This is a genomic window from Belnapia sp. AC561, from assembly GCF_979252845.1.
The window spans coordinates 21,051-40,447 of sequence record NZ_CEEDBP010000007.1; the positions used below are offsets into that span (position 1 = coordinate 21,051).

Here is a 19,397-nt window from a genome sequence, read left to right on the forward strand (position 1 = left end):
GCCCCGGCCCATCGATCTCGGGAGAGAGCCATGCTGACCCGCCGCCATTTCGCCGGCCTGCTGGCCGGGGCCGCCGCCTTGCCGGCCGCGGCCATTGCCCAACGCCGGACCCTGGATGCCGCCACTGCCATGCCCGCCGCGGGTGAGCGCGCCTGGAAGGCCCAGGTGCCGGTGCTGCGCATCGGACTGCTCGGCGGCGAGAACGAAAGCGATCGCCTGGGCCGCTACGGCGCCTACCAGAAGCTGCTGGAGGAGACCTTCAAGGTCCCGGTTCGCCTTTATCCCGCCTCCGATTATGCCGGCGTCATGCAGGCCTTCAGCGCCCAGCAGATCGAGATGAGCTCGCTCGGCCCCTCCGGCTATGCCGGCGTCTGGCTGGACACCAATGGCGGGGTGGAACCGCTGCTGGTGCCGGAAGAGAAGGACGGCTCCATCTCCTATGTCTCGGTCCTGGTGGTCCGGGCCGATAGCGGCATCACCAGCCTGGAGCAGATGCGCGGCAAGTCGCTCGCCTGGGCGGATCCCAATAGCACCAGCGGCTACCTGATTCCCCGCTTCGCCCTGCGCAAGGCCGGCATCGGGCTGGAAAGCGGCCAATACTTCAACCGCACCGGCTTCGCCGGCGGGCATGAGCAGGGCGTCGTCGCCGTGCTGCAGAAGCAATACGACGGCGCCATGACCTGGGCCAGTGGCCAGGGTGAGACAGCCGAGGGCTATAGCCGCGGCAATCTCCGCGCCATGGTCGACAAGGGCATGCTGAAAATGTCCGACCTGCGGATCATCTGGACCTCGGAGCCGATCATCAACGGCCCGCTGACTGTCCGCACCGCCCTGCCCGACGCTTTCAAGCAGGACATGACCGCCTTCCATCTGGCCCTGCCGAAGACCCACCCGACGGTCTACGAGCAGATCGAGAAGGGCGGCGGCACCGGCTACCGGTCGGTCACCCATGCCCAGTTCCAGTTCCTGGTCGAGATGCGCCGGGAAGAGGCGAACGAGCGGCGCCGGCGATCCTGATGACTGGCCCGAGGGCAAAAGCTGTGGACGCGGGGCTCGCCTGGGCCAACCATGGTGCCGCTTGGGCAAGCGGGAACCGTATGCTGGAATTGCAGGGCCTGACACGGCAGTTCGGGTCCACCCTGGCGGTGGACCATGTCAACCTCGAGGTGCCGGACGGCCAGATGGTCGGCATCATCGGGCGTTCGGGCGCCGGAAAATCGACCCTGCTGCGGCTGATCAACCGGCTGGAGGCGCCGACCTCCGGCCGTATCCTCTCGGGCGGGCGGGACGTGACCGCCCTGCAGGGCCGGGCGCTGCGCGACTGGCGGCGGGACTGCGCCATGGTCTTCCAGCAGTTCAACCTGGTGCAGCGGCTGGACGTGCTGACCAATGTGCTGATCGGTCGCCTGGCCTATCAGCGCGGCTGGCGCTCCCTGATGGTGCTCGTCGGCGCCCGCTTCACCGCCGAGGAACGCGCCATGGCGCTGGCCGCGCTCGACCGCTTCGGCCTGGCCGATACCGCCTTGCAACGGGCGGAAACCCTTTCCGGCGGCCAGCAGCAGCGCGTCGCCATCTGCCGTGCCCTGATGCAGCAGCCGCGGCTGATCCTGGCCGATGAGCCGATCGCATCCCTCGACCCCCGCAATGCTCAGGTGGTGATGGATGCCCTGCGTGACGTAAACCGGCAGGACGGCCTCACCGTGCTGGTGAACCTGCATCACCTCGATACGGCACGGGATTACTGCGACCGGATCGTCGCCATGCAGGCCGGCAAGGTGGTGTTCGACGGACAACCCGCCGCACTGACCGCCGAACGGGTCCGGGCCATCTACGGCATCTCGGAGGAGGAATTCGCAGCCGAGGCCGCGGCCAGGCTGCGCGCCGCGGCTGCCCCGGCCAGGCTGGCGATGGCATAGTCCGGGCCTGTCCGGGACGGAGCCGCCAGCATGACCACACGTCGCGCACTCACCGCCTTGCTCGCCTTGCCGGCGCTTCCCGCCATGGCCCAGCGCGCCCCTCGCCGCAGCCTCGACGCGGAGATCGCCTTTCCCGCGGCCGGACCGCGCGACTGGGGCCAGTCGATGCGCCAATTGCGTATCGGGCTGCTCGGCGGCGAGAATGAATCCGATCGGCTCGGCCGCTTCGGCGCCTATCGGGACCTGCTGGAGGCGACCTTCAAGCTGCCGGCGCGGCTTTTCCCCGCCAGCGACTACTCCGGCGTCATCCAGGCCTTTGGCGCCAAGCAGCTCGACATCGCCAATATGTCGCCCGCCGCCTATGCCGGCGCCTGGCTGGATACCAACGGCGGGGTCGAGCCGCTGGTGACCACCGAGGAAAGCGACGGCTCCATCAGCTATGTCGCGGTCATGCTGGTCCGGGCCGATAGCGGCATCACCAGTATCGAAGGCATGCGCGGCAAGGCCATGGCCTGGTCCGACCCTAACTCGGCCTCGGGCTTCCTCATCCCGCGTTTCTCGCTGCGCAAGCAGGGTATCAACCCGGAGACCTTCTTCAGCCGCACCGGCTTTGCCGGCGGGCATGAGCAGGCCGTCGTCGCCGTGCTGCAGAAGCAATACGACGCGGCGGTTACCTGGGCTTCCGGCCAAGGCGAGGAGAGCGAGGGCTTCACCCGCGGTGCCCTGCGGGCCATGGTCGAGAAGGGCCTGGTCGACATGAAGCAGATGCGGGTGATCTGGCGGTCCGACCCGATCATCAACGGGCCGCAGACCGTGCGGAAGGAATTGCCCGAGGCCTTCAAGGAGGACATGCGGCTGTTCCATCTGGCGCTGCCGAAGGCGCATCCGGATATCTACAGGCAGATCGAGCGCGGCGGCGGGGCCGGGTACCGCGAGGTCACCGCCGCCGACTACCAATTCATGATCGACATGCGGCGGCAGGAGGCGGCGGAACGCCGACGACGCAACTGAGCACAACCCTCCTTCGCGGCGAGGCTGCCTATCAGGCCGCTCGCCACCAGAAGCACCGCGCGACCCTGGTCGGCCTCATGATCCTGGCGGCCTGCCTGCTGCTCTCGGCCTGGGTCAGCGAGGCTCGCCCGGCGACCCTTCTCGCCGGCCTGCCCCGCATCGGCGAGTATTTCCAGCGCATCCTGCCCAGTCTCCGCTGGGCCACGCTTTTCGCCGGTGTCGAGACCGAGGGCAGCCTCGCCTTCTGGTTCTATCGGCTCGATAGCTGGGCCTGGCTGCTGCTGGAGACCGCCAACATGGCGGCGCTGGCGACCTTGATGGGGGCCAGCGCCGGGCTTCTGCTGGCCTTCCCGGCAGCGAAGAACCTCGGGGCGGGCATGCTTGCCTACCAGCTCTCCCGCCGCTTGCTGGAAGCGATGCGGACGGTGCCGGAGATCGTCTTCGCCCTCATCCTCGTCTGGGCCTTCGGCGTCGGCGCCCTGGCCGGCGTGATTGCCATCGCGCTGCATACCGCCGGCGCCTGCGGCAAGCTGTTCGCCGAGGCTATCGAGAATACCGGGCTCGGCGCCTGGGCCGGCGTGCGTTCGGCCGGCGGTACCTGGATGCAGGCCTGCCGCTTCGCCATCCTGCCCCAGGTCGCGCCCAACCTGCTGTCCTATGCGCTGCTGCGCTTCGAGGTGAACCTGCGCTCAGCCAGCGTCATCGGCTTCGTCGGCGCCGGCGGCATCGGGGAGGAGCTGTATAACGTGATCTCCTTCAATTATTACGAGGAGATCAGCGCCATCCTTCTGCTCATCATTCTCGCGGTCTGCGCCATCGACCTGCTGTCCGAGCGGCTGCGGCACCGGGTGATCGGGGTGATGCAATGACCACCGCGGATATCGCCGCCTGGCGCGCACGGATGCCCGGCGCCTTCGGCTCCACAGGCCGGGTACGTATGCTCCGCGTCGCCGGTTGGCTGGTCTTCGCTCTGTGGCTCGGCTGGGCCCTGCAGCATTTCGGCTTCACGCCGCAGCGGTTGTGGAACGGGCTTTCCGGCCTCGCCACCATCCTGCGACTGATGGTGCCGCCTTCCCCCGGCGAGCTCTGGGTCGATATCCTCCAGGGCCTCGCCGAAAGCGTCGCCATGGCCTTCCTGGGCACCTTCATCGCCGCGCTGGTCGCGGTGCCGCTCGGCTTCCTCGGCGCCGGCAATGTGGTGACCAGCCTGCTGTTCCGCTTTTCGCTGCGGCGGATTTTCGATGGCTTCCGTGGCATCGACCAGCTGATCTGGGCGCTGGCCTTCGTGCGGGCCGTCGGGCTGGGCCCCTTGGCCGGCGTGCTGGCCATCGCCACGGCGGATATCGCGGTGCTGGCCAAGCTGAATGCCGAAGCCATCGAGAATGCCGAGCGGCGCCAAGTGGAGGGCGTGACCGCGGCAGGCGGCGGCCGGCTGGCCCGGCTGCGCTTCGGGGTGCTGCCGCAGGTGCTGCCGGTCATGCTGGCCCAGGCCCTGTATTTCTTCGAGAGCAATACGCGGTCGGCGGCGATCCTCGGCGTGGTCGGTGCCGGCGGGATCGGGCTGCAGATCTCGGAGCGGATCCGGGTGCGCCATTGGGATGAGGTTGCCTTCATCATCCTGCTGATGGTGGCGACGGTGGCGGCGATCGATTTCCTCTCGGCCCGGCTGCGGCAGCGGCTGATCGGCAGCCGATAGGACGGGCCGGCACCGAGGCCGCTTTACGCCGGGGCGGTGGCGTGGTGGAACCGCGCCAAACCTGCCGGAGGAAGTCGCTTGTCCATCCCGCGCCGCATCCTGCTGGCCGCCCCCTTCGTGGCAGGGCCGGCCCTGGCGCAGCCCATCTGGCCGGACCGGCCGCTGCGGCTCATCGTCCCCTTCCCCGCAGGCTCCACGCCCGATATCGCTGGTCGCGCCATGGCCAGCCATTTCGGCCAGGTCCTCGGCCAACCTTGCGTGGTGGACAATCGCGCCGGGGCAGGCGGCAATATCGGCACGGATGCGGTCGCCAAAGCGACGGATGGCCATACCATCGGGGTGTCGATCAATGGCCCGCTCTCGACGGCACCGGCACTCTTCCCCAGCCTGCCATACGATCCCGCCAAGGACCTGGTGCCGATCTCCCTGCTGATGCGCGGTGCGCAGCTGCTGGTCGTGCATCCGGACGTGCCGGTGCGGGACCTGAGTGGCTTCATCGCCCATGCCAAGGCCAATCCGGGCAAGCTCTCCTTCGGCTCGGTCGGCTCGGGTTCGGGTGGCCATCTGGCCATGGTGGATCTGATGGCGCGGGCGGGGCTCGACATGCTGCACGTACCCTATCGCGGCTTCCCGCCCGCCGTGCTGGACCTCGTGGCGGGACGGATCGACGCGATGGTGCTGATCAATGCCGGCATCCTGCCGCAACTGCGGGCAGGCCAGGTGCGTGGCCTGGCCGTGACGGCCGATGCCCGCATTCCTCAGGCACCGGAGGTCCCGACCCTGGCCGAGGCTGGGATCGCGGACGCAGCCAGCTATGCCTGGATCGGCCTCATCGGTCCCGCCAGCATGCCGGCCGATCGGGTGGAGCGGCTGGCGGCAGAAGCGCAGCGGGCGCTGGCAGTGCCGCAGACCCGCACCACCCTGGAAAACCTGGGCTTCGAAGTCGTGGCAGGCTCCCCTGCCCTGCTACGCGCCACCATGGAAAGCGAGGCGGCGCGTTGGGGCAGTCTCATCACCCGGCTCGGGATCCGTGCCGAGGCGTGAGGCAGGGCTTGTCCGCGGCCGCCGGCCGGGCCATCTGCGGGTTTGCGCGGCCCGGGCCGGCGCATTAGTGTCCGGCCCGGCTTAACCTCGCTGCATGCCACCGCACCCTGCGGCCGCGCGGCGGAAAACACAGTTCATCGGGGCGTCACATGGGTTCTTTCAGCATCTGGCACTGGCTCATCGTGCTGCTGGTCGTTCTGCTGCTGTTCGGCAGCGGCAAGATCAGCAACCTCATGGGTGACCTCGCCACCGGCATCAAATCCTTCAAGAAGAACATGAAGGAGGAAGATGATGCCTCGCTCGCCGATGGCGCTCCGCCGGCTCCGGGGACGCAGCCGACCGGCACGATCCAGGGCCCGGCGGCCACCGCCGCCCAGCCGCACACGACCACGACGACGAGCCGCCCGGCCGCCTGAGGCTTGCCGCTTCGCCATGCCCGAGGATGAGTTTGTCCGGGCGACGGCGGCGATCATCGCCGCCGGGCAGCGCCTGGACCGTCTTGGCTGGGTCCCGGCAACTGCCGGGAATATCTCCATTCGTTTGCCGGATGGGGTGGTGGCCATTACCCGGTCCGGTGGCCATAAGGGATTCCTTGGCCCCGATGGCGTGATTCAGGTGGGCCTCGACGGCCAGCCTCGCCGCACCACTGATCGCCCCTCGGCCGAAACCGGGCTGCATTGCGGCATCTACCGGCACTTCCCCGAAGCCGGTGCCGCCCTGCATGGGCATTCGGTACCGGTAACGGTGTTGTCGCGCCTCGCCGGCGACACCATTCGACTGGCTGGCTATGAATTGTTGAAGGCATTCCCCGGATTGCCGACGCATGATGCCGCAGTCGAAGTACCGGTCTTCGAGAATGACCAGGACATCGACAGGCTTCAGGCCAAGGTCGCAAGCCGCTGGGCCGCCGGTACGGCGGTGCCGGGCTACCTGATCCGTGGCCACGGGATCTATGTATGGGGCGCCGATATGCCGCAGGCCCTCCTGCGGTTGGAGGCGGTGGAATTCATGCTCCGCTGTGAGCTGGAAGCAAGGAGGCTTCGGCCATGAGCCGTCTGACCGTCTGGGAGGCCGCAAGCGGCCGTGAATTGGTGCGGACCGAGGATGTTGCCGCGATCGCCGGCCAGCTCGGCGCCATCGGCGTGCGCTTCGAGCGTTGGGAGGGGGTATCCGTCCCGTCGGGTGCCTCGAACGAGGACATCCTGGCGGCATACCGCCCACATCTGGATGCGCTGATGGGCGTGACCGGTGCCGGTTCGGCCGATGTCGTAAGCCTGACGCCCGACCACCCTCAGGCCGGCGCCATGCGGGAGAAATTCCTCAACGAACATATTCACACCGAGGACGAAGTGCGCTTCTTCGTACGTGGGGCCGGGCATTTCGTCATGCATGTGGATGGCAAGGTCTGGGATGCCCGCTGTGAGCAGGGCGACCTTATCAGCGTCCCGGCCAATACCCCACATTGGTTCGATGCGGGCGAGGCGCCGGATTTCTGCGCCCTGCGGGTCTTCACCGATCCCTCCGGATGGGTGGCGCAGTTCACCGGCACGGATATGGCGCAGCGCTTCCCGGTCGCGGTCTGAGGTGACTCCGCGCGCGATCCTGACCGATATCGAGGGCACCACCACCGCCATCGCCTTCGTCAAGGACCGGCTGTTCCCCTTCGCCGCCGAAGCTCTCGACGGTTTCCTCGCCAGCCATGGCTCGGCACCCGCGGTGGCGACGATCCTGGCGGATATCCGCGCCACCGCGCCCGGAGAGCCGCCGGCGGAGGTCCTGCGCCGCTGGATGGCGGAGGATAGCAAGGCCACGCCGCTCAAGGCGTTGCAGGGGCTGATCTGGCGCCAGGGCTACGAGGATGGCCGGTTGAAGGGGCAGCTTTGGCCCGATGTGCCGGATTGCCTGCGCGCCTGGGCAGCCGGTGGGGTCCGGCTTGCTGTCTATTCCTCCGGCTCGGTCGAGGCGCAAAAGCTGCTGTTCGGTCATTCGGAGGCTGGCGACCTGATCCCGTTGTTCAGCAACTTCTTCGATACCAGGGTTGGCGCCAAGCGGGAGGCGGCGAGCTATGCCGCCATTGCCTTGGAATTGGCGCTATCGCCGGCAGAAATCCTCTTCCTCTCGGATGTGGCCGAGGAATTGGATGCGGCCGCTGCTGCCGGTCTGGGCTGCTGCCAGCTGGTCCGGGAAGCCGATGGCACCATCGCCAGCGGTCGACATCCGGCAGAGCCGGATTTTCCCGGCGTCACCAGGCGCTTCAAGCTACCGGGCTGAAGCTGCCACGGAGCGGTAGCAGGCCAGGTTCAGCCCGGTGCCCTTGCCCAACCTTCTAAAACAGTGATGGCTTCCGCCACCAGCGCCTGGCGTGCAGGGATGCGCCCCTGGCCGATCGGCAAGCCTGCCTCCCGCCGCAGCGCCGCCACGTCGCCCTTGCGACGCTTGTCTGCCGGCACCCCAGCCAGCACCCGGGCGCTATCGGCCAAAGCCGCGGCATAGACCACGCGGCCGATGCCGGTGATCTGCATCGCCGCGACACACAGGGCGCAGGGCTCGCAGGAGGTGAAGACGGTGCAGCCGGTCAGCTCCAGCGTGCCGAGCCTGGCGCAGGCATCCCGCATCGCCTCGATCTCGCCATGCGAGGTCGGGTCGGCCTTGGCGCGGGACCGGTTGAAGCCCTCGCCGACGATCGCCTCGTCCCGCACCACCACCGCGCCGAAGGGCTCACAGCCCGGGGTGGCGGCCGCCTCGGCCGAAAGCGCGATGGCGCGGCGCAGGAAGTCGTCGTCAGTCATTCTTGATCCCCATGGCGCGGACGGCCGCCCCTATCGTGGCGACCTGGTCGGTGACGAAGCCAGAGAATTCCGGCTGCGTCATCTCGCCCGGGACGATGCCGACCGTCGCCAGCCGTTCCTGGAAGGCCGCCGTCTTCAGCGCTGCCGCGACTTCGGCATGCAATCGCTCGACCACGGCCGGCGACAGCCCCGCCGGCCCTGAAAGACCCAGCCAGTTCGTGGCCAGCAGTTGCGGCAATCCGGCTTCCACCGTGGTCGGCACCTCGGGGACGGAAGGGGCGCGGGTGGCGGCCGTCACCGCATAGGCGCGCAGCCGCCCGGCACGGATGTTCTCCACATTCTCGGGCAGGGTATCGAAGGACAGCAGGATGGACCCGCCCAGCAGATCCGCCTGCATCGGGGTCGACCCACGATAGGGCGCGTGGTTCAGCGGGATGCCGGTCTGCGCGATGAACATGTTGCCCACCACATGCCCGACCGAGCCGGCACCGGACGTCCCATAGGTGACAGGCTGCGGCTGCGCCCGCAGCCAGGTCATCAGTCCCTTCAGGTCGGTCGCCGGGACGGAGAGGTTGGTGACCACCACCATGGTCGTCGCGCCGAGATAGGCGACATGGGTGAAGCTCTTCACCGGGTCATAGCCCGGGTTCGAATAGAGCGGCGGCGAGTTCACGATCGGCGCGGTATTGGAGAGCATCAGGGTATAGCCATCGGCCGGCTGCTGGCTGACATGCGCCGCGGCCAGGGTCCCGCCGGCGCCGGGCCGGTTGTCCACCACCACTCGCTGGCCCAGCTTCGGCGACATCGCCTCCGCCAGCACCCGGGCCACGATGTCCGAGGAGCCGCCGGGAGGGAAGGTGACGACGATGCGGATCGGCCGCGCCGGCCAAGCCTCCGCCGCAGCCGGAACGATGGCATGCCCGAGGCTGAGGCAGAGCATTGCCCCGAAAAGTTGCATCCGGCGTCGCATCATGGCTGCCCCCTCACCTGTCGGCCGGCAACAGCAAGCCGCGCGCCAAGCTTCCCTGGCCGGCCGCCTCGGCCCCCGCCGGGCGGGCCCGCGTGACTTGTGGCGGCAGCACGGCTAGAAGCCGAGAGCCCGATCGGCCGGGGGACCCGCGATGCTGACGACCTATACTGTCGAGACCGGCCATCTCGTGGTGCGGGAGGGTGCGCAGGCGACTGCGACACTCAGCAAGGCGATCTGGATCGACCTGCTGACCCCGACCCAGGAGGAGGAGCGGGACGTCCAGGACGCCCTGCGTCTGGAAATCCCGACGCGGGAAGAGATGCAGGAGATCGAAAGCTCCTCCCGCCTTTATAAGGAGGACGATACCCTCTTCCTTACCGCCCCCTTTCTCTACGGGGTCGATGGCGGGGAATTGGGCTCGACCGCCATCACCTTCGTCCTCGGCAACGCCACCCTGGTGACGGTGCGCTATGCGACGCCCAAGGCCTTCGCGGTCTTCTCCGCCCGCTGCCAGCGTACCCCGGTCCAGCTGCTGACCACCCCCGACGGCGTGATGCTGCATCTGTTCGAGCAGGTGGTGGACCGGCTGGCCGATATCCTCGAGCGCATCGCCGCCGAGATGGACCGCGCCAGCCAAGCCGCCTTCCGCACCGCCCGGGCCAAGGTGAAGGCGACCACCAAGGATGCCGACTTGAAGGAGGCGCTGATCACGCTTGGACAGGTCGGGGAAGTGACGACGCGGGCGAGTGAGACGCTGCTCGGCCTGTCGCGCATCCTCACCTTCGTCGGTGCCGAAAAGGCGACAGCGGTCCGGCGGGAGAATCAGGGGCTGATCAAGACCCTGGTGCGGGACGTGCGCTCGCTCGTGGAACACGCAAGCTTCCTCAACAGCAAGGCGAACTTCCTGCTGGATGCGGTGCTCGGCATCATCAATGTCGAGCAGAACGCCATCATCAAGACCTTCACCGTGGCCAGCGTCGCACTGATGCCACCCACGCTGCTCGCCAGCATCTACGGCATGAATTTCGAGCACATGCCTGAGCTAGGCTGGAAGCTCGGCTATCCGATGGCGCTCGGATTGATGATCATCTCCGCGGTGCTGCCGATCCTGTATTTCAAACGCAAGGGCTGGCTCTGATCCGCTTGGGGCTTGCCCTGCTGCTGCTGGCCTTGGCAAGTCCGGCCAGGGCCGAAGCGCCCCCCGCCTGCCCGCCCGGACCCGCCCGGATCAGCCTCACGGTGATGGATCCCGAGCCGGTGCTGAGCAACGAGCTCGACGTCGATGCCCTGCATCGGGAAACCGGTCAGCCCCGCAGCGCCACCTTGCACCATCTGGGCCTGACGACGTCCCGTGTCGAATGGCAGAGCGAGATCGAGACGCGCTATCGCAGCACTGGCGGCGGAGTCTGCGCCCGGCCGGCGACGATCTCGCTGAACCTCGTCCAGACCGAGCATGTGGTCCGGATTGCCCAGGAAATTCCCCGCGATGGCTGCCTGTGGCGCGAGGTGGCCGCACATGAGCGGCGGCATGTCGCCGTCAATCGGCGCAGCCTGCGCCGGGCGGCGGCCCAGGCCAAGGCCGCGGCGGAAGGTTGGGGGGCAAGGGCCGAGGGGCGCGGCGCCACCCTGGACGAGGCCATGGCCGGACTGCAGCAGGGCTTGCGCCGGGCGATCGAGCCGGCCCTGGCAGCCATGCGCAGCGCCCGGGAGAGCGCACACCGCGAGATTGACAGTCCGGCCGAATACGAGCGGCTGTCCCGTGCCTGCCCCGGCGACCAGAAAATGCTGCGGGACGCGTTGCGGCCGGTGATACCTCTTCACGACCCTGTGCAGTAGCCGTCACGGGCAGCAAGCCGTGCGTTTCGCCGGGACAGTCATTCCGGAAGGCTCGCGCATGCCCGCACCCGTGATCTACCAGCCCGGTTTTGAAACCCGGAGCCCCCAGGAGGCCGAGACGATCGCCGAGTTGATCGAGACCCTGCGTGGCATCAGCGAAACTACCCTTGAGGACGGCGGCCATGCGCTCCGTAGTGTCCATGCGAAAAGCCATGGCCTGCTGCAGGGCGAGTTGACCGTGCTGGAGGGCCTGCCGCCGGAGCTTGCCCAGGGTGTCTTTGCCAAGGTCGCCTGCTATCCCGTGGTGCTGCGCTTCTCGACCACGCCGGGCGATATCCTGGACGACAGCGTCTCCGCGCCACGCGGCCTCGGCATCAAGCTGATCGGCGTGGAGGGGGAACGGCTGCCCGGCGCCGGCGGCGCGACGACGCAGGATTTCGTCATGGCCAATGCGCCGGCCTTCACCGCGCCTGATCCCAAGGCCTTCCTCGGCAACCTGAAGCTGCTGGCGAAGACGACGGACAAGGCCCAGGGCTTGAAGAAGGCCTTTTCCGCCGTGCTGCGCGGAGCCGAGGCGGTGGTCGAAACCTTCGGCGGCAAGAGCCCACTGCTGACCACGCTCGGCGGCCAGCCGCTGACCCATGTATTGGGCGAGACCTACTATACCCAGGCGCCGCTGCTGCACGGTCCCTATATCGCCAAGCTCTCGGTGGCCCCGGTCTCCGAGGGGTTGCTGGCGCTGGTCGGCAAGAAGGTCGTGGTCGGCGGCAAGCCCAATGGCCTGCGCGAGGCGGTCACCGAATACTTCGCCACTCATGGCGGTGAATGGGAACTGCGGGTGCAGCTCTGCACCGATATCGTGGCGATGCCGATCGAGGATGCCTCCGTCGTCTGGCCGGAGGACCGCAGCCCCTATGTGGCGGTGGCACGGATCAGCGTGCCGCCGCAGCCGGCCTGGAGCGAGGCGCGATCGCAGGCGGTCGACGATCGGATGGCCTTCAGCCCCTGGCATGGGCTGGCGGCGCACCGGCCGATTGGCGGCATCATGCGGGCGAGGAAGCCCGCCTATGCCATGTCGGCCGAGTTCCGCGGCAAACACAACGGCTGCCCGATGCACGAGCCAGCCCAGCTGGAGCCGGGCACCCTGCCGGGCTAGCGTCTGCAGCATATGGCATAGGCTTTGCCTAACCATCGGGCTGCGGCACCATGGATGCAGCCTGACGGAGGACGCCAGCTTGCCTGCGACGCACCACATCGAACCCACGCTCGAAAACATCCGCTGGGGCGGGTTCGATGCGAATTTTGCCCCGGTGAAGACAGTGGATCCGGGCGACCTCGTCATCCTCGAATGCGTTTCCGGCGCTGCCGACATCATGCCGGCCAAGGACAGTGGCCTGGCCATTCCGTCCCGCCTGTCGGCCATCCATGCCGCCAATCCGCCACGCTTCGGACCCCATATCCTCACCGGCCCGGTGGCGGTGAAGGGGGCCGAGCCCGGCGATGCGTTGCGCGTCGACATCGAGCGGATCGACCTCGGCTGCGACTGGGGCTTCTGTGCCTTCCGGCCTCTCATGGGGACCTTGCCGGAGGATTTTCCCTATCGGCGGGTCCTGCACATCCCGGTGGATAAGGAGGCGATGACCTGCAAGGTGCCGGTCGGGCCGGGTATCACCATCCCGCTTTCGCCCTTCTTCGGCGTCATGGGCGTCGCCGGGCCGGAGGAATGGGGCACCATCTCCACCAAGGAACCGCGCGCCCATGGCGGCAACCTCGACAACAAGGAAGTCGGCGCCGGCGCCACGCTTTTCCTGCCCGTCTTCGTCCCGGGGGCCAATTTCTCGGCAGGCGACGGCCACGGCGTGCAGGGCGATGGCGAAGTCTGCATCAATGCCCTGGAAATCTGCCTGACCGGCCACTTCCGCTTCGGGCTGGAAAAGGGCGGTGGCGCCAAGGACCCGGTGCTGAAGTATCCGCGGGCCGAGACGCCGACGCACTACATCAGCATGGGCATGCACGAGGATCTGGACGTGGCGATGAAGATCGCCCTGCGGGAGATGATCGCCTTCATCGTCAGCCGCGCCAATGTCACCGCCGCGGATGCCTACCAGCTTTGCAGCCTGGCCGTGGATTTCCACGTGACCCAGACGGTGAATGGCGAGAAGGGCGTGCACGGGATGCTGAAGAAGGGCCTACTTTTCTGAGATCCGGCCTTTACCGGCATCCTGCGTGCGATAGTCACCGGAACGATGGTATTCGGCGCCTGCTGACGTTCTAGGATGGCAGCATGCGCGCCATCCTGATCCTGCTCGATGGGCTGCGGCCCGACCTTGTCTGCCGCATGCCACGGCTTGCCGCCTTGGCCGCTGCGGGCACAGGCTTCGCCAATGCCCGCAGCGTATTCCCGAGCGAAACGCGGGTGGCGACCAGTTCCCTCGTCACGGGCTGCCGGCCAGCAGCGCATGGGCTGACCGCGAATACCATCTTCGATGCAGGTCTGGCCCCGGAGCGGCTGCTGAAGACCAGCACGGTGGCGGATCTTCGGCTGCTCGCCGCTGGCACGCCATCGCCTCTGCAGAAGCCGGGGTTGGGCGAGATCCTCGCGGCCGCGGGCCGTCGCTTCGCAGTGGTCTCGGCCGGATCGCCTGGGCAGACCTTTCTGGCAAATCCCCAGGCCGAAGCCCTGGGCGGCTTCCGCTGGAATGCAGCCGATACGGACGGCGCTGCCGCTCTCTGGCTGATGGAACGACTGGGTCCGGCACCGGCCGCCAGCATTCCGAATATCCCGCGGCTGCACCACGCGGTCCGGGCCCTGACCACCGTGGTGCTGCCCGAGCTGCGCCCCGACATCGCCCTGCTCTGGCTGCCGGAACCCGATATCAGTTTCCATTACCGCGGTCTCGACGCGCCGGAGACACGCCTAGCACTGGCTGCCGCCGATGCAGCGGTCGGGCAGGTGCTGGACTGGCGGGATGCCCAACCGGATCGGGCCGACATCGCCGTTCTGGTGCTTTCCGACCACGGGCATGTCAGCGGCAGCCTCAAGCTCGACCTGGCCGCGGAATTGCGCCGAGGCGGCTTCGCCGCAGCCGCGGGCCTGGCGCCGGGGATCGAGGTGGTGGTCGCTCCCGCCGCCGCGCCCGGCCTCTGGCTCCGCAAGCCCACACTTGCGCCGCCACTGGCGGCCTTCCTTGCCGCGCAGCCCTGGGCAGGCCCGCTGCTGGTCCGCAATCCGGGCCTGCTACCGAGCGCGCTGCCCCTGGCCTGTCTCGATGCGGCGCATCCGCGCAGCGCGGATCTGGTCCTGTGCTTCGCCGGGGCGGAAGGGCCGGACCAGTATGGCCTGCCCGGCCATGCCCCCTTCGACACGCCGGATGTCCCCGAGGGCGGCGGCATGCATGGTGGGCTGCATCGGCGGGAATTGGCGACCGTGCTGATCGCCGAGGGTGGCCCCTTTCGCCGTGGTGCCACCGTCCAGGCGGCCTGCGACCTGACCGATATCGCCCCGACACTGCTGCATCTACTCGGCCTCCGGGCCGAGGGCATGGATGGTCGCATCCTTGCGGAAGGCTGGGACGCGACTGCCGATATGCCACCCGTCACGGAGAGGCTGAAGTTGCCGCGTGGCTTTTGGCTGGACATGGCTCAGCAAGGCCACAGGCGCTACCCGACCGCCCTGACCCGCGCCTGAATTGACTGCAGGCAGCGCACCGCGCGGCCCAGGGAAAGCTGCGGTAGGATGCTGGCAAATCCTCCGGGAGGAGCCGCCGCATGAGCCCGTCCACTGCCACACTGCCCATCTCTCGCCGGGTCATGAACCTGGCGCATTTCCTGACCCAATCGGCCCGGCGCTTTCCGGATCACACGGCCCTCGTCTGGGGCGCCGAAAGCTGGTCCTGGCGCGACCTGGATGCGCGCGTGACAGGCCTGGCCGCCGCACTCGCCGCTGCGGGTATTGGCAAAGGCGACCGGGTCCTGGTCCACGCCAAGAACGGCAATGCGATCATCGAGACGATGTTCGCCACCTTCCGGCTGGGCGCGGTCTGGGTGCCGACGAATTTCCGCCTGATGCCGGAAGAAGTCGCGTGGCTCGCCCAGGCCTCGGGAGCCAAGGCCTTCCTGTGCCAATCGCTATTCCCCGATCACGCCGCCGCGGTTGCCGCAGCGCTGCCCGGCCTCTTCCTCGCCAGCCTCGGCCAGGCCGAATTCGGCACGACGACGCATGAGACGCTGATCGAAGCCGGCCATGGCCTGCCCTGCCCGACGGCATCGGTGGAACGGGATGACCCCTGCTGGTTCTTCTTCACCTCCGGCACCACGGGACGTCCGAAGGCCGCGGTGCTGACCCATGGCCAGATGGGCTTCGTCATCACCAACCACCTCTGCGACCTGATGCCGGGAACAACGGAGGCGGATGCGTCGCTCGTCGTCGCCCCTCTCTCGCATGGTGCCGGCATCCATCTGCTGGCCCAGGTCGCCCGCGGGGCGCGGTCCGTGCTGATGCCCGGCGAACGCTTCGATGTTGCGGAAGCCTGGCGGCTGGTCGAGCATCATCGGATCAGCAACATGTTCACCGTACCGACCATTCTCACCATGCTGGTCGAGCATCCGGCTGCGCTGGAGCACGACCACTCCTCGCTGCGTCACGTCATCTACGCCGGGGCACCGATGTACCGGGAGGACCAGAAGCGGGCCCTGGCCCGGCTCGGCAAGGTCATCGTGCAGTACTTCGGACTGGGGGAGGTCACCGGAAATATCACCGTGCTCCCCGCAGCGCTCCACACGGCGGAGGATGGACCCGAGGCGCGGATCGGCACCTGCGGCTTCGCCCGCACCGGCATGGAGATCCAGATCCAGGATGAGACCGGCGCCGAGGTGCCGCCCGGCACCCAGGGAGAGATTTGCGTCACCGGGCCGGCCGTATTCGCTGGCTACCACGACAATCCGGAGGCCAATGCCAAGGCCTTCCGCGACGGCTGGTTCCGGACCGGCGATCTCGGCCACATGGATGCCGCGGGCTTCCTCTACATCACCGGCCGGGCCTCTGACATGTACATCTCCGGCGGGTCGAATGTGTATCCACGAGAGGTCGAGGAAGTCATCCTGCAGTTCCCCGGCATCGCCGAGGTCGCCGTCGTCGGCGTGCCGGACCGGCAGTGGGGCGAGGTCGGCGTGGCGGTGCTGGTGCCACGCGGCCCGCCGCCAGCGGAGGCCGAAGTGCTCGCCTGGCTCGCCAGCCGCGTCGCCCGCTACAAGCTGCCGCGCCGGCTGGTCTTCTGGGATGCACTGCCGCGGTCCGGCTACGGCAAGATCACGAAGAAGATGGTGCGGGAGGAATTGGAAGCCCGCGGTATTCTGCCTCTGGATGGCGGCTGATGCCGCCACAGCCCGGCCCGCGGCAGGAACCGCGGGTCGTCAGCCAGCTCGGCACCGTGCAGCCGCTGGAATTCGTGCTGGAGCCGGGCCTTTCGCTGCTCGACGCCGTGGCCCGGCCCCTCCGTCTCGCCGGCTTCACCAGCGCCGTACTGGAATTGGCCGGAGGAGCCTTCGGCCCCTTCGCCTATGTCCTGCCCGCGGCAGCCTCGGATGCCATGCATGCCGCCTGGTACAGCGCTCCCCGCACACCGTCCGGCGGGGCTCGGCTGGAGCGCGGCTGCGTGACCTTCGGACAGCGGACAAGTCAGGATGGCTTCGAGGACTGGCTGCATTGTCATGCCGTTTGGCAAGAAGCGGCCGGCCGGCGAGGCGGGCATATCCTGCCGGAGGAAAGCTTGGTCGCGGCACCGATCATGGCCAGGGCCTGGGGCCTCGGCGGCATGGGCTTCCGGGTGGCGGCCGACCCTGAAACCAATTTCGCGCTCTTCGCACCCATCGCCCAGCCGGTGCGGCCAGGCGGGCGCAGGGCCATCGCGCTTCGCATCCGCCCGGACGAGGATTTGCCGAAGGCGCTTGCGGTGGCGTGCCGAGATCACGGCTTCAACCGCGCCATCCTGCGAGGCAGCCTCGGCAGCCTGGATGGCGCCTGCTTCGCCAACGGCGGCAGGGTGCCCGATTATGCCACGGAGTTCCTGGTGACGCAGGGCCGGGTCGGTCCGGACGGCGTCACCCTGTCGATCCTGTTGGCCGACATGGCCGGCCAGCTTCACGAAGGGCAATTGCAGGCCGGTCAGAACCCTGTCTGCATCACCTTCGAGGGCATCCTGGAAGAGGTGCCAGGCCCCTAGATCGTCAGCGAACCGGCCTTGGCGGCGGCATAGCGGGTTGCGATCCTGTCCCAGTCCAGCACGTTCCACCATGCTGCCAGGTAGTCAGGCCGGCGGTTCTGGTACTTCAGGTAGTAGGCGTGTTCCCAGACGTCGTTGCCGAAAAGCACCCGGCCCCCATCCATCAGCGGCGTGTCCTGGTTCGGCCGGCTGGCCAATGCCAGCTTGCCCGCCCCGTCCACGGTGACGAAGACCCAGCCGGAGCCGAAGACCCGTGCGCCGGCGCCATTGAAATCCGTCTTCAGCTTGTCGAACCCGCCGAGGTCGCGGGTGACGGCCTGGGCCAGCTCGCCAGCGGGAGCGCCACCCTTCCCGCCCATCACCTGCCAGAACATCGTATGATTGGCATGGCCGCCGCCGTTGTTGCGGATCGCGGTGCGGACCGCCTCTGGCATCTCGCCCAGCTTTGCCAGGATCTGCTCGATCGGCATGGCGCCAAGCTGGCTGTGGTCCTTGGCCACGGCGTTCAGGTTGTTCACATAGGCGGCGTGATGGCGTCCATGATGGATTTCCATGGTCTGGGCATCGATGTGCGGCTCGTTCGCATTGGGCGCATAGGGCAGCGGCGGCAGGGTGAAGGGGCCCGTCGGGGCCTGGGCACGCGCGCGTGGGGCGGCCAGGAGTGTCGCCAGGGCGGCACCGCCCAGCAGCGCGTGGCGGCGGTCAAGCATCATCGTCATTGGGCGGTCTCCCCGTATCGGCTTCGCCAAGATGGGGGTCTGATCGAAAGGAACCAAGGGTGGAACCAGTGACAGCGGCTAACGCAGGGCCCGATAGGCAAAGGCGACATAGGGATCCCAGGCGACCGAGGCGGGCCCGCCGGGAACCGGCATGCGCGTCCCGGGTGGCCGCTTTGCCACCAGCATGCCGCCCTCGCCGACTTCCAGCAGCAGGCGGACGTGGTCGCCGAGGAAAACGCTGTCCCGCAGTGCCGCCGGCAAGGCTCCCTCCCCCATCTCCTCGGCCGGAAGTGCAGCGACGGCAACCTTCTCCGGCCGGATCGCCACGATGCAGCGGCTGCCCGGCCCCCCGGCATCGGCGACCCGCGCCTCGACCAATGGCCCGCAGGCGAGACGCACGCCGCACTCATCGTCCTCCCGCCATTCGACGGTGCCGGGCAGCCGGTTGTTCTCGCCGACCAGGCTGGCGATGAAGGCGGTCGCCGGTTCTTCGTAGAGGCGCTGGGGCGTCTCGAGTTGGGCGATGCCGCCGTCCTCCAGCACCGCGATCCGATCGGCCATGGCCATGGCCTCTTCGGCATCCCCTGTGGCCAGCAGCACGGTCAGGCCCATCCGACGCACGATTCTGCGGAATTCGAAGCGCAGGGCGCGCCGGGCTGGCGGATCGAGGCCGGCCAGTGGATCGTCGAGCAGCAGCAGCGGCTGCTCCGGCGCGATGGCCCGTGCGAGCGCCACGCGAAGACGCGGCACCGGCCCAAGCGAGGCAAGCGGGCGACCCTCGAAGCCGTCCAGTCCGAGCAGGGTCAGCGCCCGGGCTATGCGCGCCGGACGGTCACGTGCCGGGATGTCGAAACTGGCGAGAGGCTGGGCGACCGCTTCCTGAACATTGCTGCGCGCGGGCAGCTGTGGATCGAAACAGGCAAGGCCCCGGCGAGGCGGGGATTGTGGGGCCAAGTCGCGCCCGTCCAGCAGCACACGGCCCGCATCGGGCCTCTCAAGCCCGGCCAACAGCCGCAGCACCGTGGTCTTGCCGGCTCCCGGCGCTCCCAGCAGGGCCAAGGTCTCGCCACGCGCCACGGCGAAGTCGATCCCGTCCAGGCCGGCCTTCGCCTTCGTCACCATCTCGAATTGCAGCAGGGGCGCGTCCATGGATTCTCCTGCAGCAGGCTTCGGCGCCTGCCGCTACGCTGTCAAC

Annotated in this window: 21 protein-coding genes; 17 read left to right on the top strand and 4 right to left on the bottom strand. The window is 68.3% G+C overall.

The window, feature by feature from the left end; genetic code table 11:
- The first annotated feature begins 30 nt into the window (after nt 1-30).
- The 10 genes from phnD (AC0IW9_RS07820) (at nt 31) to mtnC (ending at nt 7,938) form a co-directional block, all read left to right on the top strand.
- Nucleotides 31-1,017: a phosphate/phosphite/phosphonate ABC transporter substrate-binding protein gene (gene phnD, locus AC0IW9_RS07820; RefSeq protein ID WP_471647662.1), complete on the top strand. Its 987-nt coding sequence runs from the start codon at nt 31-33 to the stop codon at nt 1,015-1,017.
- Between the two features lie 80 nt (nt 1,018-1,097).
- Nucleotides 1,098-1,916: a phosphonate ABC transporter ATP-binding protein gene (gene phnC, locus AC0IW9_RS07825; protein ID WP_471647663.1), complete on the top strand. Its 819-nt coding sequence runs from the start codon at nt 1,098-1,100 to the stop codon at nt 1,914-1,916.
- A 30-nt stretch (nt 1,917-1,946) separates the two neighbouring features.
- Nucleotides 1,947-2,927 carry a phosphate/phosphite/phosphonate ABC transporter substrate-binding protein gene (phnD, locus tag AC0IW9_RS07830; protein WP_471647664.1) on the top strand — a complete coding sequence of 327 codons (981 nt, stop codon included), beginning with the start codon at nt 1,947-1,949 and terminating at the stop codon, nt 2,925-2,927.
- On the top strand, nt 2,924-3,796 hold the full coding sequence (gene phnE / locus AC0IW9_RS07835; RefSeq protein ID WP_471647835.1) for a phosphonate ABC transporter, permease protein PhnE: 873 nt from the start codon (nt 2,924-2,926) through the stop codon (nt 3,794-3,796). Before phnD (AC0IW9_RS07830) ends, phnE (AC0IW9_RS07835) begins: the two co-directional genes overlap by 4 nt.
- Nucleotides 3,793-4,623: a phosphonate ABC transporter, permease protein PhnE gene (gene phnE / locus AC0IW9_RS07840; protein WP_471647665.1), complete on the top strand. Its 831-nt coding sequence runs from the start codon at nt 3,793-3,795 to the stop codon at nt 4,621-4,623. Before phnE (AC0IW9_RS07835) ends, phnE (AC0IW9_RS07840) begins: the two co-directional genes overlap by 4 nt.
- A 78-nt stretch (nt 4,624-4,701) precedes the next feature.
- The gene (locus AC0IW9_RS07845; protein ID WP_471647666.1) at nt 4,702-5,667 is read left to right on the top strand and encodes a Bug family tripartite tricarboxylate transporter substrate binding protein; all 966 of its coding nucleotides are present in this window, start codon (nt 4,702-4,704) and stop codon (nt 5,665-5,667) included.
- A 149-nt stretch (nt 5,668-5,816) separates the two neighbouring features.
- Nucleotides 5,817-6,083 (top strand): twin-arginine translocase TatA/TatE family subunit, encoded by a 267-nt coding sequence (locus AC0IW9_RS07850; RefSeq protein ID WP_471647667.1) that lies wholly within the window; start codon nt 5,817-5,819, stop codon nt 6,081-6,083.
- Between the two features lie 16 nt (nt 6,084-6,099).
- The gene (locus AC0IW9_RS07855) at nt 6,100-6,717 is read left to right on the top strand and encodes a methylthioribulose 1-phosphate dehydratase (protein WP_471647668.1); all 618 of its coding nucleotides are present in this window, start codon (nt 6,100-6,102) and stop codon (nt 6,715-6,717) included.
- Nucleotides 6,714-7,250: a 1,2-dihydroxy-3-keto-5-methylthiopentene dioxygenase gene (locus tag AC0IW9_RS07860; RefSeq protein WP_471647669.1), complete on the top strand. Its 537-nt coding sequence runs from the start codon at nt 6,714-6,716 to the stop codon at nt 7,248-7,250. The genes AC0IW9_RS07855 and AC0IW9_RS07860 overlap by 4 nt, the downstream gene beginning before the upstream one ends.
- Nucleotide 7,251: 1 nt before the next feature.
- The gene (gene mtnC, locus AC0IW9_RS07865) at nt 7,252-7,938 is read left to right on the top strand and encodes an acireductone synthase (protein WP_471647670.1); all 687 of its coding nucleotides are present in this window, start codon (nt 7,252-7,254) and stop codon (nt 7,936-7,938) included.
- A gap of 29 nt (nt 7,939-7,967) precedes the next feature.
- Here mtnC and AC0IW9_RS07870 read toward each other — a convergent pair whose 3' ends face one another.
- Both AC0IW9_RS07870 and AC0IW9_RS07875 read right to left on the bottom strand, forming a co-directional pair.
- Nucleotides 7,968-8,456, bottom strand: coding sequence for a nucleoside deaminase (locus tag AC0IW9_RS07870; RefSeq protein ID WP_471647671.1), 489 nt, complete (start codon nt 8,454-8,456; stop codon nt 7,968-7,970).
- On the bottom strand, nt 8,449-9,414 hold the full coding sequence (locus AC0IW9_RS07875) for a Bug family tripartite tricarboxylate transporter substrate binding protein (protein ID WP_471647672.1): 966 nt from the start codon (nt 9,412-9,414) through the stop codon (nt 8,449-8,451). Before AC0IW9_RS07875 ends, AC0IW9_RS07870 begins: the two co-directional genes overlap by 8 nt.
- A 163-nt stretch (nt 9,415-9,577) precedes the next feature.
- On the opposite strand from AC0IW9_RS07875, the gene corA reads away from it, so the two are divergent.
- The 7 genes from corA (at nt 9,578) to AC0IW9_RS07910 (ending at nt 17,483) form a co-directional block, all read left to right on the top strand.
- Nucleotides 9,578-10,564, top strand: coding sequence for a magnesium/cobalt transporter CorA (corA, locus tag AC0IW9_RS07880; RefSeq protein ID WP_471647673.1), 987 nt, complete (start codon nt 9,578-9,580; stop codon nt 10,562-10,564).
- 104 nt (nt 10,565-10,668) lie between these two features.
- Complete coding sequence (locus tag AC0IW9_RS07885) at nt 10,669-11,262, top strand: hypothetical protein (protein ID WP_471647674.1); 594 nt, start codon at nt 10,669-10,671, stop codon at nt 11,260-11,262.
- A 58-nt stretch (nt 11,263-11,320) separates the two neighbouring features.
- The gene (locus tag AC0IW9_RS07890; RefSeq protein ID WP_471647675.1) at nt 11,321-12,418 is read left to right on the top strand and encodes a catalase family protein; all 1,098 of its coding nucleotides are present in this window, start codon (nt 11,321-11,323) and stop codon (nt 12,416-12,418) included.
- A gap of 79 nt (nt 12,419-12,497) precedes the next feature.
- Nucleotides 12,498-13,463 carry an acetamidase/formamidase family protein gene (locus tag AC0IW9_RS07895; RefSeq protein ID WP_471647676.1) on the top strand — a complete coding sequence of 322 codons (966 nt, stop codon included), beginning with the start codon at nt 12,498-12,500 and terminating at the stop codon, nt 13,461-13,463.
- Between the two features lie 83 nt (nt 13,464-13,546).
- The gene (locus AC0IW9_RS07900) at nt 13,547-14,950 is read left to right on the top strand and encodes an alkaline phosphatase family protein (protein ID WP_471647677.1); all 1,404 of its coding nucleotides are present in this window, start codon (nt 13,547-13,549) and stop codon (nt 14,948-14,950) included.
- A gap of 80 nt (nt 14,951-15,030) precedes the next feature.
- The gene (locus AC0IW9_RS07905; RefSeq protein WP_471647678.1) at nt 15,031-16,635 is read left to right on the top strand and encodes an acyl-CoA synthetase; all 1,605 of its coding nucleotides are present in this window, start codon (nt 15,031-15,033) and stop codon (nt 16,633-16,635) included.
- Complete coding sequence (locus AC0IW9_RS07910; protein ID WP_471647679.1) at nt 16,635-17,483, top strand: PCC domain-containing protein; 849 nt, start codon at nt 16,635-16,637, stop codon at nt 17,481-17,483. Before AC0IW9_RS07905 ends, AC0IW9_RS07910 begins: the two co-directional genes overlap by 1 nt.
- On the opposite strand, the gene AC0IW9_RS07915 is transcribed toward AC0IW9_RS07910, so the two are convergent.
- Together AC0IW9_RS07915 and AC0IW9_RS07920 are read right to left on the bottom strand one after the other, a co-directional pair.
- Nucleotides 17,480-18,202, bottom strand: coding sequence for a superoxide dismutase (locus AC0IW9_RS07915; protein ID WP_471647680.1), 723 nt, complete (start codon nt 18,200-18,202; stop codon nt 17,480-17,482). The two genes, AC0IW9_RS07910 and AC0IW9_RS07915, sit on opposite strands and share 4 nt — an antisense overlap.
- Nucleotides 18,203-18,280: 78 nt before the next feature.
- Nucleotides 18,281-19,351, bottom strand: coding sequence for an ABC transporter ATP-binding protein (locus AC0IW9_RS07920; RefSeq protein ID WP_471647681.1), 1,071 nt, complete (start codon nt 19,349-19,351; stop codon nt 18,281-18,283).
- Nucleotides 19,352-19,397 lie beyond the last annotated feature (46 nt).

Coding starts and splice junctions, on each gene's coding strand:
- phnD (WP_471647662.1), top strand. CDS start 31: ATGCTGACCCGCCGCCATTTCGCCGGCCTGCTGGCCGGGGCCGCCGCC.
- phnC (WP_471647663.1), top strand. CDS start 1,098: ATGCTGGAATTGCAGGGCCTGACACGGCAGTTCGGGTCCACCCTGGCG.
- phnD (WP_471647664.1), top strand. CDS start 1,947: ATGACCACACGTCGCGCACTCACCGCCTTGCTCGCCTTGCCGGCGCTT.
- phnE (WP_471647665.1), top strand. CDS start 3,793: ATGACCACCGCGGATATCGCCGCCTGGCGCGCACGGATGCCCGGCGCC.
- AC0IW9_RS07850 (WP_471647667.1), top strand. CDS start 5,817: ATGGGTTCTTTCAGCATCTGGCACTGGCTCATCGTGCTGCTGGTCGTT.
- AC0IW9_RS07855 (WP_471647668.1), top strand. CDS start 6,100: ATGCCCGAGGATGAGTTTGTCCGGGCGACGGCGGCGATCATCGCCGCC.
- AC0IW9_RS07860 (WP_471647669.1), top strand. CDS start 6,714: ATGAGCCGTCTGACCGTCTGGGAGGCCGCAAGCGGCCGTGAATTGGTG.
- AC0IW9_RS07870 (WP_471647671.1), bottom strand. CDS start 8,456: ATGACTGACGACGACTTCCTGCGCCGCGCCATCGCGCTTTCGGCCGAG.
- AC0IW9_RS07875 (WP_471647672.1), bottom strand. CDS start 9,414: ATGCAACTTTTCGGGGCAATGCTCTGCCTCAGCCTCGGGCATGCCATC.
- corA (WP_471647673.1), top strand. CDS start 9,578: ATGCTGACGACCTATACTGTCGAGACCGGCCATCTCGTGGTGCGGGAG.
- AC0IW9_RS07885 (WP_471647674.1), top strand. CDS start 10,669: ATGGATCCCGAGCCGGTGCTGAGCAACGAGCTCGACGTCGATGCCCTG.
- AC0IW9_RS07890 (WP_471647675.1), top strand. CDS start 11,321: ATGCCCGCACCCGTGATCTACCAGCCCGGTTTTGAAACCCGGAGCCCC.
- AC0IW9_RS07900 (WP_471647677.1), top strand. CDS start 13,547: ATGCGCGCCATCCTGATCCTGCTCGATGGGCTGCGGCCCGACCTTGTC.
- AC0IW9_RS07905 (WP_471647678.1), top strand. CDS start 15,031: ATGAGCCCGTCCACTGCCACACTGCCCATCTCTCGCCGGGTCATGAAC.
- AC0IW9_RS07910 (WP_471647679.1), top strand. CDS start 16,635: ATGCCGCCACAGCCCGGCCCGCGGCAGGAACCGCGGGTCGTCAGCCAG.
- AC0IW9_RS07915 (WP_471647680.1), bottom strand. CDS start 18,202: ATGACGATGATGCTTGACCGCCGCCACGCGCTGCTGGGCGGTGCCGCC.
- AC0IW9_RS07920 (WP_471647681.1), bottom strand. CDS start 19,351: ATGGACGCGCCCCTGCTGCAATTCGAGATGGTGACGAAGGCGAAGGCC.